18 protein-coding genes and 1 tRNA gene are annotated in these 15,389 nt (G+C 47.6%); 5 read left to right on the top strand and 14 right to left on the bottom strand.

Annotated elements, in window-relative coordinates; translation table 11 throughout:
- The 7 genes from B2751_RS03155 to B2751_RS03125 all read right to left on the bottom strand — a co-directional run.
- Nucleotides 1-420: hypothetical protein (locus B2751_RS03155; protein ID WP_290772744.1), on the bottom strand; the 420-nt coding region annotated here is incomplete at its 3' end.
- Between the two features lie 122 nt (nucleotides 421-542).
- Complete coding sequence (locus B2751_RS03150) at nucleotides 543-701, bottom strand: hypothetical protein (RefSeq protein WP_290772741.1); 159 nt, start codon at nucleotides 699-701, stop codon at nucleotides 543-545.
- A gap of 127 nt (nucleotides 702-828) precedes the next feature.
- Entirely contained in the window at nucleotides 829-4,575 is a 3,747-nt protein-coding gene (locus B2751_RS03145; protein ID WP_290772738.1) for a S8 family serine peptidase, read from the bottom strand.
- A 222-nt stretch (nucleotides 4,576-4,797) separates the two neighbouring features.
- Nucleotides 4,798-4,873: transfer RNA gene (locus tag B2751_RS03140), tRNA-Ala, on the bottom strand.
- A 104-nt stretch (nucleotides 4,874-4,977) separates the two neighbouring features.
- Entirely contained in the window at nucleotides 4,978-5,757 is a 780-nt protein-coding gene (tatC, locus tag B2751_RS03135; RefSeq protein WP_035410816.1) for a twin-arginine translocase subunit TatC, read from the bottom strand.
- 7 nt (nucleotides 5,758-5,764) lie between these two features.
- Nucleotides 5,765-5,962 carry a twin-arginine translocase TatA/TatE family subunit gene (locus tag B2751_RS03130; protein ID WP_029342825.1) on the bottom strand — a complete coding sequence of 66 codons (198 nt, stop codon included), beginning with the start codon at nucleotides 5,960-5,962 and terminating at the stop codon, nucleotides 5,765-5,767.
- Nucleotides 5,962-6,621, bottom strand: a complete 660-nt coding sequence (locus tag B2751_RS03125; RefSeq protein ID WP_023469604.1) for a redox-sensing transcriptional repressor Rex — start codon at nucleotides 6,619-6,621, stop codon at nucleotides 5,962-5,964. Before B2751_RS03125 ends, B2751_RS03130 begins: the two co-directional genes overlap by 1 nt.
- Before the next feature lie 167 nt (nucleotides 6,622-6,788).
- Here B2751_RS03125 and B2751_RS03120 point away from each other — a divergent pair, with 167 nt between their 5' ends.
- Nucleotides 6,789-8,690, top strand: a complete 1,902-nt coding sequence (locus B2751_RS03120; RefSeq protein WP_035410903.1) for an ATP-binding cassette domain-containing protein — start codon at nucleotides 6,789-6,791, stop codon at nucleotides 8,688-8,690.
- Nucleotides 8,690-9,112: a hypothetical protein gene (locus tag B2751_RS03115; protein WP_056064108.1), complete on the top strand. Its 423-nt coding sequence runs from the start codon at nucleotides 8,690-8,692 to the stop codon at nucleotides 9,110-9,112. The genes B2751_RS03120 and B2751_RS03115 overlap by 1 nt, the downstream gene beginning before the upstream one ends.
- Before the next feature lie 130 nt (nucleotides 9,113-9,242).
- Here B2751_RS03115 and B2751_RS03110 read toward each other — a convergent pair whose 3' ends face one another.
- Together B2751_RS03110 and B2751_RS03105 are read right to left on the bottom strand one after the other, a co-directional pair.
- On the bottom strand, nucleotides 9,243-9,836 hold the full coding sequence (locus B2751_RS03110) for a flavin reductase family protein (protein ID WP_035410823.1): 594 nt from the start codon (nucleotides 9,834-9,836) through the stop codon (nucleotides 9,243-9,245).
- Nucleotides 9,837-9,855: 19 nt separating this feature from the next.
- Nucleotides 9,856-10,254: a DoxX family protein gene (locus B2751_RS03105; RefSeq protein ID WP_035410825.1), complete on the bottom strand. Its 399-nt coding sequence runs from the start codon at nucleotides 10,252-10,254 to the stop codon at nucleotides 9,856-9,858.
- Nucleotides 10,255-10,437: 183 nt separating this feature from the next.
- On the opposite strand from B2751_RS03105, the gene B2751_RS03100 reads away from it, so the two are divergent.
- The 3 genes from B2751_RS03100 (at nucleotide 10,438) to B2751_RS03090 (ending at nucleotide 12,049) form a co-directional block, all read left to right on the top strand.
- Complete coding sequence (locus B2751_RS03100) at nucleotides 10,438-10,758, top strand: winged helix-turn-helix transcriptional regulator (protein ID WP_023469609.1); 321 nt, start codon at nucleotides 10,438-10,440, stop codon at nucleotides 10,756-10,758.
- Nucleotides 10,759-10,864: 106 nt separating this feature from the next.
- Nucleotides 10,865-11,320, top strand: coding sequence for a flavodoxin (locus tag B2751_RS03095; RefSeq protein ID WP_035410828.1), 456 nt, complete (start codon nucleotides 10,865-10,867; stop codon nucleotides 11,318-11,320).
- A gap of 69 nt (nucleotides 11,321-11,389) precedes the next feature.
- Complete coding sequence (locus B2751_RS03090) at nucleotides 11,390-12,049, top strand: haloacid dehalogenase type II (protein ID WP_035410831.1); 660 nt, start codon at nucleotides 11,390-11,392, stop codon at nucleotides 12,047-12,049.
- A 46-nt stretch (nucleotides 12,050-12,095) separates the two neighbouring features.
- Here B2751_RS03090 and B2751_RS03085 read toward each other — a convergent pair whose 3' ends face one another.
- From B2751_RS03085 to tsaE, 5 genes are read right to left on the bottom strand one after another with little or no spacing between them, the layout of a single operon-like run.
- The gene (locus tag B2751_RS03085) at nucleotides 12,096-12,665 is read right to left on the bottom strand and encodes a hypothetical protein (RefSeq protein WP_035410835.1); all 570 of its coding nucleotides are present in this window, start codon (nucleotides 12,663-12,665) and stop codon (nucleotides 12,096-12,098) included.
- A gap of 28 nt (nucleotides 12,666-12,693) precedes the next feature.
- Nucleotides 12,694-13,701, bottom strand: coding sequence for a tRNA (adenosine(37)-N6)-threonylcarbamoyltransferase complex transferase subunit TsaD (gene tsaD / locus B2751_RS03080; RefSeq protein WP_035410838.1), 1,008 nt, complete (start codon nucleotides 13,699-13,701; stop codon nucleotides 12,694-12,696).
- Nucleotides 13,698-14,132, bottom strand: a complete 435-nt coding sequence (gene rimI / locus B2751_RS03075; RefSeq protein WP_035410841.1) for a ribosomal protein S18-alanine N-acetyltransferase — start codon at nucleotides 14,130-14,132, stop codon at nucleotides 13,698-13,700. The genes tsaD and rimI overlap by 4 nt, the downstream gene beginning before the upstream one ends.
- A 13-nt stretch (nucleotides 14,133-14,145) precedes the next feature.
- Nucleotides 14,146-14,799, bottom strand: coding sequence for a tRNA (adenosine(37)-N6)-threonylcarbamoyltransferase complex dimerization subunit type 1 TsaB (gene tsaB, locus B2751_RS03070; protein WP_290772731.1), 654 nt, complete (start codon nucleotides 14,797-14,799; stop codon nucleotides 14,146-14,148).
- Nucleotides 14,796-15,245 (bottom strand): tRNA (adenosine(37)-N6)-threonylcarbamoyltransferase complex ATPase subunit type 1 TsaE, encoded by a 450-nt coding sequence (tsaE, locus tag B2751_RS03065; protein ID WP_035410846.1) that lies wholly within the window; start codon nucleotides 15,243-15,245, stop codon nucleotides 14,796-14,798. The genes tsaB and tsaE overlap by 4 nt, the downstream gene beginning before the upstream one ends.
- Nucleotides 15,246-15,389 lie beyond the last annotated feature (144 nt).

The following is a 15,389-nucleotide window of genomic DNA, read 5'->3' as shown; positions in this document are numbered from 1 at the left end:
ATACGTTGGATCGATCTTTCGTGAGACGAACTCTAGCGTTTTTCGACAAATCCAGTAGAACGGGATGACGACGATGACGAGCCCGATCAAGAAGGACATGTTCGGGCGATCGGCTGCCCAGACAATCAAACCGGCAAGCGCTCCGTATTGTAAGATCCCGATCAAGACATGCACCTGATAGAGCCGTTTTGCTGATGCCTCTGATGTATATTCCGCGACAAGCGCGAACCGCTTGCGTTGTACGAGCATGTCATAGCCAAAATACAATAATGGGACGATCATCGCATAAACTGGCATCTCAAGTGTGTTACTGAGTGCTAAAAATGCCGCAAGCATGACCCACATGCCGGTCTTTGTCTTTTGGTGCATCTCTTCGTATAACGTCGCTAATGCTTTCGTTTGTGTATGTACGTGCTCCATGATCTCCCACCTCTCTATACTGTCATATACTTACATTTTACTGCATCGGTTTCATATCTAGTATGATTTTTTCGAAAAAAAAGATGTCTTGTCGCTTCGGACAAGACATCTTTCATTAGAGACTATACACTGACCTGAATGATCAGGTAGATGACACTATAGGCAACGATCGCGAGCGGTATCAACGCGACACCGATCAGCCAGCCATTTTTGTCACGGATACCGAGATATAAGACGAGACACCCTACGATGAAGGCGATTAATGTCGTAAACGGATTCATGGTTGTTCCCCCTCTAATTGTTTCTGCTCTTAAATTTCCCGCTCCACTCGTCTCATAAACCCTTCAAGGCGCTTCGACACACAACGAAAAGCCAGACGGATTTCCGCCTGGCTTGTTCATTGTTACCTTATTTTTTCGTGATGACGACTGTTTTCGTAACGACGTGTCCACCCAGATCCTTCAGTTTCAAGTTGTACGTGTTTTTTCCTTTTTTGAGCGTCACTTTTTTCGTGATCGTCTTTTTGAAGGCTTTCATGACGTACGGTTCTTTGAACGTCCGGCGGTATTCCGCGCTACCATTGAAGTCGAAGCGTAATTCGCTATAGTTATCGCGAAGTACGATCTTCATCTCAGCTGTTTTTGTTTTACTTGAGACGGTTTTTGGTGCTGTGACGCGAATCGTTGGTAATTCTGTGTCGATGATGACTTGACGGTTGAACGCCACACGATTCCCTTTTCCATCGTATGCTTCGACCTTGAATGACTTGACGCCATCCGTCGTGTACGTCACGTCATGGCTGAACGCATAGTTTTGTTGTGCAGCATCAAAACGTAGTTTAACGGCTTTGCCGTTGATCTTAAACGATTTGATACCTGACTCATCAGAGACATGACCCGCAATGTTGATGACTTTTGATGTTGCAAGACCAAGAGCGACCGGTGTATCGATTTGAACATTTGGTACGGCTTTATCAACGCCTGTCGTGTTGACGTCTTTTTTCACACTGTTTCCAGCATAGTCTTTGACGACGAAGGCAATCTTCGCGCGCTCCGGCAGATCCGTCAACGTGTACGCTTTTTCTGTTGCGGCAAGTGGTTGCTTTAAGACACTTTTGCCATTGACGAGGATATCGTATGACGCAACTCCTGTTCCTTGGTCGCCTGCTGTCCATGAAAGCGTTGATTTCGCAGCATCCCATTTCACAGTAGCTGCTGGTTTTTTCGTATCGACATAGACTGGGAAGAGATTCGTCTGCCATTTTGCGTTCGGATAATCGATCACCGATTTGACTTTGTAGTAGTAAAGACCATCTTTGACCGGTTTCCCGTTGATCGTTCCGTCCCAAGCAGCGCTTGTGACTGGTGTGTAGCCGTCCTCTGAACCGCTATCATAGTAGTTCTTGACGACGTCCGTTTGCATATCAAGCTTCTGAAGTGTTGTTTTATTCCGGTCAAGAATCGAATACTCGACTTTTTTCGCATTGCGAAGGAATGAGATGATCGGGAAAGCTTCATCTGCGCTACCGTCGTTGTTCGGTGAGAACGAGACTTTGTTCGCGACAACTTTTCCAGCGGCATTCGTACCAAGGAATTCGAAATCATCCTTCACTTCAGTCGCTAGACCTGTCAATCCGTAGAACGTGTTGTTTTTATCGTACAATGGTGCATCTAAAATCGGAGCTTGATCCCATTTTCCTTTGAATCCAACATAAGGAACTGTCAGTTCTGGATTTTTGCTCTTCGTATCGATCAGACGGACGAATCCTTCGACGAAGTAGCCGTTTTTAAAGACTTGTTCAAGCGGAAGCTCGTTCGCCCAGTCAGTCGTGTTCTTCAAATCGACTGACACGCTGACTTTCGTTGAGCTCTTCGGATTAATCGAGACTGAACTCGCTTTCTTCGAGCCGACTGCAAATGAGATCGGGTATGTGCCTGTGTTGGCATCTACCGTACCGATCGTTCCTTTTTTGAAGATTCCATTTGCTTCAAGGAAGTTCGATCCTTTTGCACCGAGATCTGATTGAACCGTTCCCGCTAGCTTATACGTCACTTTTTCATTGCTGTAGTTTTTTAAATCAAGCGTGAATGTGAACTTCTCGCCGACTTCCTTCAAGGATGCCTTGCCTTCACCTGACTTCGTCTCTGTGATGACGACTGGTGTCTTCATCGCAGCACGAAGATCCATCAGTCCAGCTCCCTCACGACGTGGGGAGTAGAAGTTGCCCGTTTTCAATTGTGCGTTGTATTTTCCTTGATCGAGTTGCGGACGCGATGTATTCATCAAGATGTTTTTGGCGAGTTTAACGCGTGTTGCACCAGTGACTTTGAAGTCCTTCGCAATCCGTTGCATGACGAGTGCTGTTCCACCAGCGACGTGTGGTGCTGCCATCGATGTACCGCTCATGACGCCATACTCGTTATCATTAAGCGTCGAATAGATTTTCCCACCTGGTGCCGTGATTTCCGGCTTGAAGTCAAGGCTTGGCGTGACACCCCATGACGTGAAGTCAGACATTTGTCCTGCGACCGGGTTATCGGTTGAGACCGCTTTTCCGTCAAATGTCACTGCGATTGCCTTGCCTTCTTTTGCTTTTGCTTCGAGATCATTCCCGTCCGCGATGCTAAGCGTCACGAGTGGAATCGTCGGATTGTTGAGTGCCATGCTGACGTAATCCCCATGATCGACTTTACCACGGACGATGACACCTGCTGCGCCTTGCTTCTCAGCTTCTGCTTGAATCATGCTGTAGTTAAAATCACCTGTTCGCACGACGAAGACGAGTTTCCCTTTGACGTCTTTACCTTCATAGTTCGAAGCTTGACCGTCACCGACATACACGACATCCTTCTTCTCTTTATCGAAGACGGCAATCGGATTCGGCGAATCTTGTTTTTGGTATGCCAAATAACCGGCATCCTGACCGTCAATCGTCAGCGCCATGCCTTCAAGCGTCAATTTCGTATTTTCGAGTGACGCGACTTGGAGCGCCTGGCTCGTCAATCCTGGTGCACCAACGACACCGATATCCGGGTTTGCTGTATATGGATTACCCGCACCATGACCTGCAAACGCCGAGTTACCAGCAGAGATCGCACACAAGATACCGTTGTTCATCGCGTTGACGATCGCGCGTTGCTCCGGATCATCTGCATTGACGAACGATGCCGTCGAACCCAGGCTCATGTTGATGACGTCCGCTCCAAGTGCGATGGCATCATCGATTGCTTTGATGTAGATATCACTAAATGTCGATGGCATCCCTGGATCGTTACCGAAGACCTTCATCGCAAGGAGCTGTGTTTCTGGAGCGACCCCTTTAATGCCGCCGTTCGCTTCATCCCCGTTTGCTCCGACCGTACCTGCGACGTGCATCCCGTGCATCGATGCCCCCGCACCTAAGTCACGGATTTCGCTGTCGTGATCGGCATAGTTATAGCCGTACGGTACTTTTTCCGTGAAGTACTTTCCTTTTAAGCCTTTTGTTTCTTTCGCACTCTCGACTTTCGAAGAGGTTAAATCCACCTTTGTCTCTGGACTCAAGACCATGTCCTTGTGCGATGGATCAATTCCCGTATCGATGACCGCGACGACGGTTCCTTCCCCTTTGAAGCCATAGTCCTGCCACGTTTCCTTCGCATTGACCATGTCCTTGCTGTACAGCATGTCTGGCTTGGCACCTTTATCGACGGTTGGGCGCGCATATTCGTGCGCGATATGTACACTTTTGACTCCGTCGAGTTGTTTGATATCTTCGATGTCACCGAACTTCACTTCACCACTGAATCCGTTGATGACGGTTGTGAAGCTTTCTTTATATGTAACAGGAATCGCCTTTTTAGCGATAGCTGACTTGACTGATTTTTGGACGCTGACGAGTCGATCCTTGATCGATTCCTTTTCGGCATTACTCAATGTGCTATACCGCTTGTTTTGAGCTTGGGCGATTTGAATCGCCGGTTTTTGTTCCATCTCAATGACGACTCGGACTTTATCCGATTGTTTGTAGTTCTTTTCTTGCCCCGATTTCTTCAGTGAGAGCGCCTGCGGTTTTTGACCCGTCGCTTTGTCTTGCGAGGACAGTGCACCTTGCGCACTGACTAGATTGGAAGACGTCATTAAGACGGCTGCCATAAGTGCAATCTTCTTCTTCATGCGTTCGTTTCCCCTTTTCTGTAAAACCATAGTAGTAATACTAATAAAACAGTTTAAAGAAAATTCTGTATTTTTAGTTTAATGAAGTTAATGGAAATAAACAATTTATATTTGTCTATTTTTTTAATTTATTTCTTTTTGGTGACATTTTATATTTGGAAGGAATTTAACTGGGAACATAAAAAAACTCCTCGAGCACTCGAGGAGTTGAACGTATGCACTTGGTGGAGACTATCGGGATCGAACCGACGACCTTTTGGCTGCCAGCCAAACGCTCTCCCAGCTGAGCTAAGCCCCCATGAATTATCTTTAGTATACGCATCGCTAACTGCTTTATCAATATAAACATAACGCTTTCATAAAAAAGAATTCCTCCCGAAATTGCTGGAAGGAATTCACGATTCATTTATTCAATTCACGCATCAAATCCGCCTGTCGTTCAAGCTCTGCCTGTTGCTCGAGGATCAAGACCTTTTTATACGTCCGCGCAGAAATCAAGATACTGATTTCATAGAGAACGAACAACGGCACTGAGATCATCAAGTGTGACGTCACGTCCGGCGGTGCGATCAATGCCGCAACGACGAACAGCGCGAAATACGCATATTTCCGATTCTTTCGCATGAAATATGGCGTCACAAGACCAAGACGTGTCAGGAACATCGTCACGACCGGCAATTGGAAGAGAAGACCAAACGGCATCGTCAACCGGATCAAGAAACTGAAGTAGTTTTCGACCCCGATGACTTGCTCGATCCCCAATTCTTTCCCGAGATCCGTTGAGACTTCGAGCAAGAAAGGAAGCAACCAGAAATACGAGAAGGCTACACCAGCCAAAAATAGAAAGAAGATGACTGGAATATATGTCAATGTTGCTTTTTGTTCCTTTTCATAAAGCCCTGGTCGGACGAATGCCCACAGTTGATACATCCAGAACGGTGACGCTAAAATCAGCGCGATGATGAACGCAAGATTCAAATACAACATTAAAGGATCGGCGACGTTGAAGGCATTTAATCCGATACCGAGCTCTTTTAAGTCCGCTTGCAGAAAACGGACGAGCGGTCGGACGAGCGGAAATGCGACAGCGAACAGGACGACGACGATGAGGAGCGACCAGACAATCCGCTTACGCAGTTCGTCTAGGTGCGACGTCATGCTTTGTTCTTGATCAACCGTCATGATTCAATCACTTCTCTTTCGGTTCGTCCTTTTTATCGTCGTCCATGATGCCGTTCGTGGCATTCTTGAACTCTTTCAATGTTTGACCGGCAGCACGACCGAATTCCGGTAACTTCTTCGGTCCGAAGATGATCAACGCGACGACAGCGATTAATCCGATACTCGCAGGTCCGATACCTAACGTGAGCGGGATAAGGTTTTCCATTATGATTTCACTCCTTCAGCTGATTGCGAATAATGCTTCATGAAATAAACTAACGACTGCAACTCGATCGATAAATCGATGTGATGAACCCGAACGCTCGCTGGCACGTTCAACCGTGCAGGCGTAAAGTTCAGAATGCCTGTCACACCATACTCGACTAACTCATCCGCTACTGACTGTGCGAACTGGGATGGAACCGTCAAGATGGCGACATCGACCTGATTCGCTTCGATTTGTTCTTTCATGTCCGAAACATGATAGATTGGAACGTCATGCGTCGTTGTTCCGACCTTCTCTTCGTCCGCATCAAACGCAACGACTATCCGAGTACTATTATTCTTTAAAAAGTTATAATTTGCAAACGCTGTTCCGAGATGACCGACCCCGATCAAGGCAACATTCGTCACCTCATCTTGATTCAAGGTTTTCCGGAAAAACGTTAAGAGATGTTGAACGTTATATCCATACCCCTTCTTCCCTAGTGCCCCAAAGTAGGAAAAGTCGCGACGAATCGTTGCTGAATCAACCTTCACCGCCTCGCTTAACTCAGCAGAAGAGACGCGGAGCTTACCTGAATTGTATAAACTTTGGATGAAACGATAATATAGCGGCAACCGTTTTGCTGTCGCTTGTGGAATTTTTGTGTCTGGTCCATTCATCCTGCAGTTCCCCCTTCGGCCACATCCATCGTGGCACCCAAATCTTTGCAAAAAGCTTTCTACTCTCCTTGATTGTAAACCACTTCACATAGAGTCACAAATAATATATTCCGCAGGACCTCGCGCTTTTGTTCGTGATAGACTAAAGGGTGGAAGGATGGATGGAAATGATACTCTTACAAGTCAACCAACTCTCGAAATCATTCGGCGTCGAGCCGATTTTAGAAAATATCAAACTAGAAGTACAGGAACGCGACCGAATTGCGCTCGTCGGTCGAAATGGTGCCGGTAAATCAACCTTGCTCAAAATCATCGCTGGTGAACTCAGTCATGACTCGGGCGATATCATGAAAGGTAAAGATGTCAAAATCGGCTATCTCGCGCAAGACAGTGGTCTCGAATCGAATGAGACGATCTGGAACGAGATGCTGACCGTCTTTGAACATCTGCAAGAACAAGAACGGACACTGCGCCGGATGGAAATCGAGATGGGCATGGAGCACATTTTGAACGACCCGGTCGCTTACGATCGACTTCTGAAGACGTACGATCAAGCGCAACACGACTTCTCAGAAGCAGGTGGTTATCAGTTTGAAGCGAATATTCGCTCCGTCCTGCATGGCATGCGCTTTTATCCAGACGATTACTCACGCCGGATCCAGACATTGTCCGGGGGTCAACGGACACGGCTCGCCTTAGCGAAGATGCTCCTGCAAGCACCAGAGCTTCTCATTCTCGATGAGCCGACAAACCACCTGGATATCGATACGCTTGCTTGGCTTGAAAGTTACCTCGGTGGTTATCGTGGTGCCGTTCTGATCGTCTCGCACGATCGGTACTTCCTCGATCAAGTCGTCAATGTCGTCTATGAGCTCTCTCGTAATGTCTGTCGTAAGTTCACGGGGAACTATACGAAGTACCTCGAGCAAAAAGCGGCATTGTACGATCAAGAAATGAAACAGTTCGAACAGCAGCAAGAAGAAATCGCAAAGATGCAGGACTTCATTCAACGAAACATCGCTCGGGCGACGACGACAAAGCGTGCTCAAAGCGTTCGAAAACGGCTCGAGAAGGTCGACCGGCTCGATCGACCAGATGGAGATGAACGCAGTACGGTCCTCTCCTTCCCAATCGAAAAACAGAGCGGGAATGACGTTCTTCAAGTCAATCAACTGGCGATCGGTTACGAAGAAGCTGTCTCAAAAGACATCACGTTCCGCTTGCAACGCGGCGAATCACTGGCACTCGTCGGACCGAACGGAATCGGGAAGTCGACGCTCTTAAAAGTCCTCGTCGGTCGTTTACGTCCTCTCTTCGGTGATTTCCGTTTCGGCACCGGCGTCTCGATCGGGTATTACGATCAAGAGCAAGCGGAACTCAATGACCGGAACCGTGTCATCGATGAGATTTGGAACGAATGGCCACTGATGCGCGAACAAGAAGTCCGTTCTGTGCTCGGACAATTCCTGTTCAGCGGCGACGATGTCTTCAAAATCGTTCATGAATTGTCTGGTGGCGAACGCGGACGTCTCGCGCTCGCAAAACTGAAACTCCGGAAGACGAACGTCCTCATCCTTGACGAGCCAACGAACCACTTGGATCTTGATTCGAAGATGGTCCTTGAGAACGCTCTCGTCGACTATGAAGGTACGCTACTCTTCGTCTCCCATGACCGCTACTTCATCGATCGGATCGCGACACGCGTCATCGAGATGAGTGAAGCTGGTGTGACAGAATACCTCGGCGATTATTCGTACTACACAGAGAAGAAGGCCGAACAAGAAGAAATCGCTCGCCTTGAAGCCGAAGAGGCAAAAGCGGCAAAAGTCACGGCATCGAAGACGATCGACAAAGAAGCACAGAAAGAAGAAAAAAAACGCCGTCAGCAAATCGAACAACTCGAACAAGATATTGAACGGCTCGAACAGCGTTCAGCGGAAATCGAACAGTTGCTTTGCGAACCGGAAGTCTTTAATGATATTCCAAAAGCGACAGCGTTATCTGCGGAACGGGACCAGATCGATGTCGATCTACTCGAATTGATGGAACGATGGGAGAACCAACACTGATGCGAACGAAAAGCTTTTTCATCAACCTGATTCAAGGACTGCTATCCGGCATCCTTTATTTCGTACCGATGTATGCGGACTACGTGTCGACCTTCATCCGGCCGGATGCTTTTAATGCCGCGCTTCCTTTGTTTCTCCTGATTTCTTGTATGATTGGTCTCGTCATCCAGACATGGAGCGGTCTTTTCGTCAGTTTACTCTCGGGATTATGCTGTACGCTCCTGACGACACAGCTATTCGTCGAACTCACTGACCCGTTGATCCTATCGTATTACGGTAGTGTCTCACCGCTCACCGCTTTCTTGATCAGCTGTGTCGGCATTTGGGCACTCGCAATCGTCTTTTATTTGCTCGATGGCTATCAGTACAGTAAACGTCATGGTCTTGAAGCCTCTTCAAACGAAATCGATTCGCAACCTTGAAGTCCGATCGATGAATCAGATGAACGACATGAGAAAAAGGAGTGGAGATTCCGGTAGCTAGACCGGTATCTCCACTCCTTTTGTTTGAATCAAAACGAATCGTACGATGAATCAAGCATTCACACTACTATCATTTTGTCGGTCGGGCAATCGTAAACGTCTTCCCGATCGTCGCATAATCATTCCCTGCTAAACGAGCGACAGCCTTCAATCCTGCTGCGTCAATCCGGAACGACTCTACGAGTTCATCCGCGACGTGATAGCGCAGTACTTCCCCGATCAAAAGATCGGCACCTTCTAGCTCGACGTGTTGCGTTAAGCGCATCTCGAACCGGATTTTCGCTTCCGCGATTCCGGGCACGTCGATTGCATCGCTATCGACGAGCGTTAAATCCGTCCGTTCGAGTTCACTTTCACCGTAAGCGAGTGGCGCAGCCGTCTCATTGACTGCGTCGACGATTTCTTCGCTGACGATATGGATGACATAGCTTTGTTTTGCTAGGATATTACGTGCCGTATCCTTTTGTCCCTGATCCGTCCGTTGTACGGCAATCACCAGTTGTGGCGGACTACTTGATGCGACCGTAAAGAAGGAAAAGGGGGCGGCGTTGACCGTCCCGTCTTCCCCTAGCGTCGTCACGAAGGCAATCGGACGCGGAATGATGCTTCCGATCAGTAATTTATAATTGTCTTTTGCGCTAAGCGTTGATGCCTCGAACTTCATGAATGACCCACCTTTTTCCTCACCCGATGAGTGCAGCGAGTGAATAGTCTCCAGCACCGATCATCGCCACTCCAAGGGCGATAACGATCAATGCCATGTTGTATTCGTACCCGTTCTGCGTCACCCAGTAACCATTCGCACCGTGTACTTTAACGATCGCGACAAGCATCGAACCGATGATGAGGATTGCAGCGATCCAGAGGAATACCCCGCCTGCAAACAATAATCCACCGATTAATTCAGCAAGACCCGCTGTAATCGCGAGTGCTTTTCCTGGCTTCATGCCAATTGATTCGAACCAACCGCCTGTTCCAGCGATGCCGTGTCCACCAAACCAACCAAATAATTTTTGTGTACCGTGTGCAGCAAATGTTAAACCGATGATTAAACGAATGATTAAAAGTCCTGTATCCATCATTTCTCTCTTCTCCTTTTACCTAATGTTTTTAAGTTACTTTAAGTAACTCGATAAACAGACTATATCTTATCACTTACTAAAAGTAAATAGATTTGTTTTAGTTCTTTTTGTTACATTAAGTAAAATGATTCGATTTTTTTAGCAGAAGCGGGTATACTACAACTATAGAAAGGATGAGTGCTGATGGAAGAAGTCGCAATCCAACCGGCTCTTTGTCCCAAAGTCGAACATGCCTTTGAAATCTTAGGTAAGAAATGGACAGGTCTGATTTTACGTCACTTGTTGACGAAGACATGTCGTTTCAATGAGATTCAAGATGCCATCCCCGAATTATCAGGTCGTATGCTCACGGAACGTATGAAGGAGCTCGAAGCGGAAGGCATCGTCATCCGGACTGTCATTCCCGATCGTCCGATTAAGATTCAATACAGTTTGACCGACAAAGGGCGTCAACTCGAACCGGTCATTCGTTCCATTGAGGAATGGGCCGAACTACAAGACTAATGTATGAAAAAGCATCTTCTTCGGAAGGTGTTTTTTTATATGATCTTTTGACATTGATAATCATTATCAATTAAAGTAAGGAAGTACAGCGAAAGGAGGAACATGCATGCAGATTGCAATTGGATTCGTCAGCATGTCCGGTAATACGGAAGATATCGTCTCGATCATTCAACGTGAGCTCGAGCAACACGATGTCAACGTGACGATCACAGAACTGGATCAATTCGTCGGGGAGGATCTATCACGTTTTGATGGTCTATTACTCGGCTCATATACATGGGGAGACGGTGATTTACCGTATGAAGCAGAAGATTTCGTCGAGGAGCTACGGGAACAATTTTTAGACGGGATGCCGGCTGCTGCTTTTGGCTCGGGTGATCTTGATTATCCGAAGTACTGCGCAGCCGTTGATTTGATTGAAGACGCATTAAAAGAAGCTGGGGCGACCATCGTCACGGATGGCTTGAAGATTGAGTTTGATCCGAACACACCGGAGAAACAAGCCGCTTGTCGCGCGTTCGCACAGACGTTTCATCGCTTTTTGCAGCAGGTGCATTCATAAGTATCGTTTGAATCCGTCATGTAAGGGAATTCTTAAAACAGACTCTATGAAAGTGAGATGAATGTTTTTATGACGATTCAAGCACTCGTCTTTGACGTCTACGGTACATTATTCGATGTCCATTCCGTCAAAGAGCAAGCAGAGGAGCTGTATCCGGGACACGGAGAAGCGATCAGTAAACGCTGGCGAGAGAAACAACTGGAGTACTCTTTCCTCCGACAATTAAACGGACAATATGTGCCGTTCAGCCAAGTGACACAAGATGCCCTCCGCTATACGTTACTCGAACTGAAGCTCCATGTGACCGAGGAACAAATCACGACTTTAATGGAGACGTACCTGACACTTGATGTGTACCCAGAAGTTAGCTCTGTTCTCGAGACGATGGCGCATAAGCGTTTGGTCGTCTTCTCGAATGGTTCCCATGATATGCTCGATCCGTTGATCGAACAGTCAGGTTTAGCCGATCGGTTCGAACATCTCGTCAGTGTTGATGACATCAAACACTATAAACCAGCACCTGCTTCTTATATGCATGCGTTGAACACACTCGGTTTAAAACGCGAGGAGATCCTCTTCATGTCCTCGAACGGTTGGGACATCACCGGGGCAAAGAGTTTCGGCTTCAAAACGGCATGGATCAATCGAAACGGACTTCCGGTCGAAGAATTAAATCTTGATCCGGATCGCATCTATGATGACTTGACCGGTATCACTGAATGGCAATGAACGAACAACAGCGGACTCCTTTTTAGGAATCCGCTGTTTTAATGGATTAGTAATTGGAAAGACGTGAGTAGCCCTTCTTGAATAGATCGAGTTTCAGCCCGCCCTCTTTTTCGATGAAGAAGAGGTATTCGTTTTGATCCGTATCTTTATAAAAGACCTTAAATAACGTCACAGTTCGTTTTTTATTGTTTTCAACAGCTGTCACCTCGTGCTTCGAGATCACTTCTGCTTGGACTTGTTCCGCATCCATCTTTTGAATCATCGGTTCGAATGACTTCTTCTCTTGATTCGTCACTGGTGTTCCGGGAGCAATCATGAAATAATCATCACTCGCCTTGTTCGTTAAACCGTACTTCCGATCGACGATGACGACGTTACTGAGCTTCCCATTGATTGTCTGATCAAAAGCGTACAACTTTTGAATTCGGGTTTTTTCCCCTTCTGCTCGTCCGATTTCGTAAAGTGGACGTTGTTTCGTGTTCGTCTCGACCGCTTTCTTATCGGGTACGAGTTCTTCCTTATAGGCGACTTGGTATGCGTTGACGATTTCTCGGACCTGAAGTCCGATCGCGACGATGACCAGTACCGCTAACAATGCGATGATGACTTTTTTCATTCCATTTCCCCCAAGTTGTTCGGATTCCTTACTTTAAATCTAGCCCAGGTTCTGCATTCATGGCAAGTGTCGAATAGCGTAACGCGCGATATGGATGAATCGCAGCCGCTCCGATCATCGCCGCATTGTCTCCACACAAGTGCATCGGCGGAATGACGAGATCGATTCCTTCCTTCGCACACGCTGCTTCGAGACCGTTACGTAATCCTTTGTTGGCGGCGACACCACCAGCAAGCAGCAGTTGGCGTCCCCCTTTATCCTTCACGGCACGGATCGCCTTCGTCACGAGGACTTCGACGACGCTCGCTTGGAAACTCGCAGCTAAATCTTCCGGGATGATCACTTCTCCCCGTTGCTCAGCGTTATGCACGGCATTGATGACCGCTGACTTTAAACCGCTGAAGCTAAAGTCATACGAGTCCTTCTCGAGCCAGACGCGTGGAAAATGGAACGTATCCTGACCGGTTTGTGCCAACTGATCGATTCGTGGACCACCTGGATACGGTAACTTCAATGTTCGAGCGACTTTATCATAGGCTTCCCCTGCTGCATCATCTCGTGTTTCACCGATGACTTCATATACACCGTCTTCTGGCATGTAAATCAGTTCCGTATGCCCACCTGATGCAATCAAACAGACGAGCGGGAATTCAAGCTCTTGTACGAGACGATTCGCGTAGATATGACCTGCGATATGATGAACACCGATCAAAGGCTTATTATGCGCAAAAGCAAGTGTCTTTGCCGCACTGACACCAACGAGTAATGCCCCGACCAGTCCGGGACCTTCCGTGACAGCGATCGCATCGATATCGTCGATCGTTACGTTTGCTTCCGTCAACGCATCATCGATGACGTATGTGATTCGTTCGACATGATGTCGTGATGCCACTTCAGGCACGACTCCACCGAATCGTTTATGACTTTCAATTTGAGACGAGACGACATTCGATAAGACGTTGGTTCCTCCACGAACGACGGCAGCCGCCGTTTCGTCGCAGCTCGATTCGATTGCTAGAATCAATGGTTGTGTCATAAGTCTTCTCCCTCCAGCTCCAGCCAATAGATGGCAGCATCTTCATTGTTGTCCTGATAATATCGTTTTCGGATACCAACATAGTGAAATCCGAGTTTTTCATATAAGGTTCGCGCCGGTGTGTTCGAGACACGTACTTCAAGTGTCATCGCTCGTAAATCGAGTGCACGACCGACCGCGATCAATGCCGTTAGCAAGTCTTCCCCAAGTCCTTGTCCGCGGTGCGACTGCTTGACGGCAATATTCGTAATATGTCCTTCATCCGCAATATGCCACAGACCAGCAAACCCGACGATACCATCTTGATCGGCAACGACATAATAGGCATTCGGATTTTGTGTCATTTCTGCTTCGAAGGCATCCAGTGTCCACGGTGTCGCAAACGATTCGAGTTCGACGGCGTGAACACCTGCAGCATCGTTTACGGTCATGCGACGAATCCCCTTACTCATGACGCTGTGCCTCGATCCATTTCGCTTCTGCTTCAGCCAGACGCAGGTAACGTGGCTCAAACGCATGCGCTTCGACTGTCTCGCGTGTTGCACCGAGTAAGGCGAGCACTCCGGCACGCGGCGTCCGAAACGCAGGAGCCGCCTTTTCAAATGGTTGAAGAAGTTCTTCAAATGTATCGACGTCTCCTGTGATGAGCGTATCTGGCGCTAACGTCTTCACAAAAGAGGCGATTTCGACATGTTGTTCTTCACCGATTCGTTTCCCGGCGTCGTATACTCCGACAAAACCTGATCCGCGTCGTGCATCTTGAATCGCTGCAACACGTCCCGTATGACCTGTCGAAGCCGCCATCAACTCAAGTGTCGAGACCGCAACCAGTTCGATACCGAGTGTATAGGCAAGTGTCTTCGCTGTTGTCGCACCAATCCGTAATCCCGTATAAGAACCAGGACCGTCAGCAACGACGACGCGTGTCAGTTGGGATGGTGTCCATTTTGCTTCCACCATCAAGCGCTCAAGCAACGGCATGAGTTTTGTCGCATGATTCAAAGACGTGACGTAAGAAGCTTCTGCTACGATCTGTTTTCCGTCTGAAAGAGCGACCGATAATTGTTTCGTCGATGTATCAATAGCTACGATTTTCATGATCTCAATCCCTCACATAATGTAATGTATCGTTCTCCGATCGGTGTCAGCTCAAAACGGCGGCTATCGTCACCCGTTCGTGTAATCGTGATTGCCAACCGTTCCGGTGGAAGGCTGTCCGCAATCAATTCAGACCACTCGACGACGGCGACGCCTTCACCATTCAAATATTCTTCAAGTCCGATATCATCACCGGAACCTTCCAGGCGATAAACATCCATATGATAGAGAGGGAGACGTCCCGTATAGACTTTCATGATCGTAAAGGTAGGGCTATTGACATGACGCGTCACACCTAATCCTTTCGCAAAGCTTTGAGTAAAGGTCGTTTTCCCAGCACCTAAATCTCCGTCAAGCGTAATGACCATCCCTGCTTCAGCACGTCGTCCGAGTTCAAGAGCTAAGGCAGTCGTTTCTTCCAAGCTGTTCATTTCCAGTTCTATCATACGATGTCTCCTCCTTTAATACGTACTGTTCGTCCTTCTCTATTGTACCGGACGAAAAAGGCAAAAAAAAATACGAAACGCTGAACGTTTCGTAGTAAAGTTGAAGTTAAGTTTAAAATTGGTTGCGGGGGCCGGATTTGAACC

It is taken from the genome of Exiguobacterium sp. UBA6282 (genome assembly GCF_002440475.1).
Taxonomy (GTDB): Bacteria; Bacillota; Bacilli; order Exiguobacteriales; family Exiguobacteriaceae; genus Exiguobacterium_A.
Note: the sequence above shows the minus strand (reverse complement) of the source record. Positions and strands in the feature narration are given on the sequence as shown.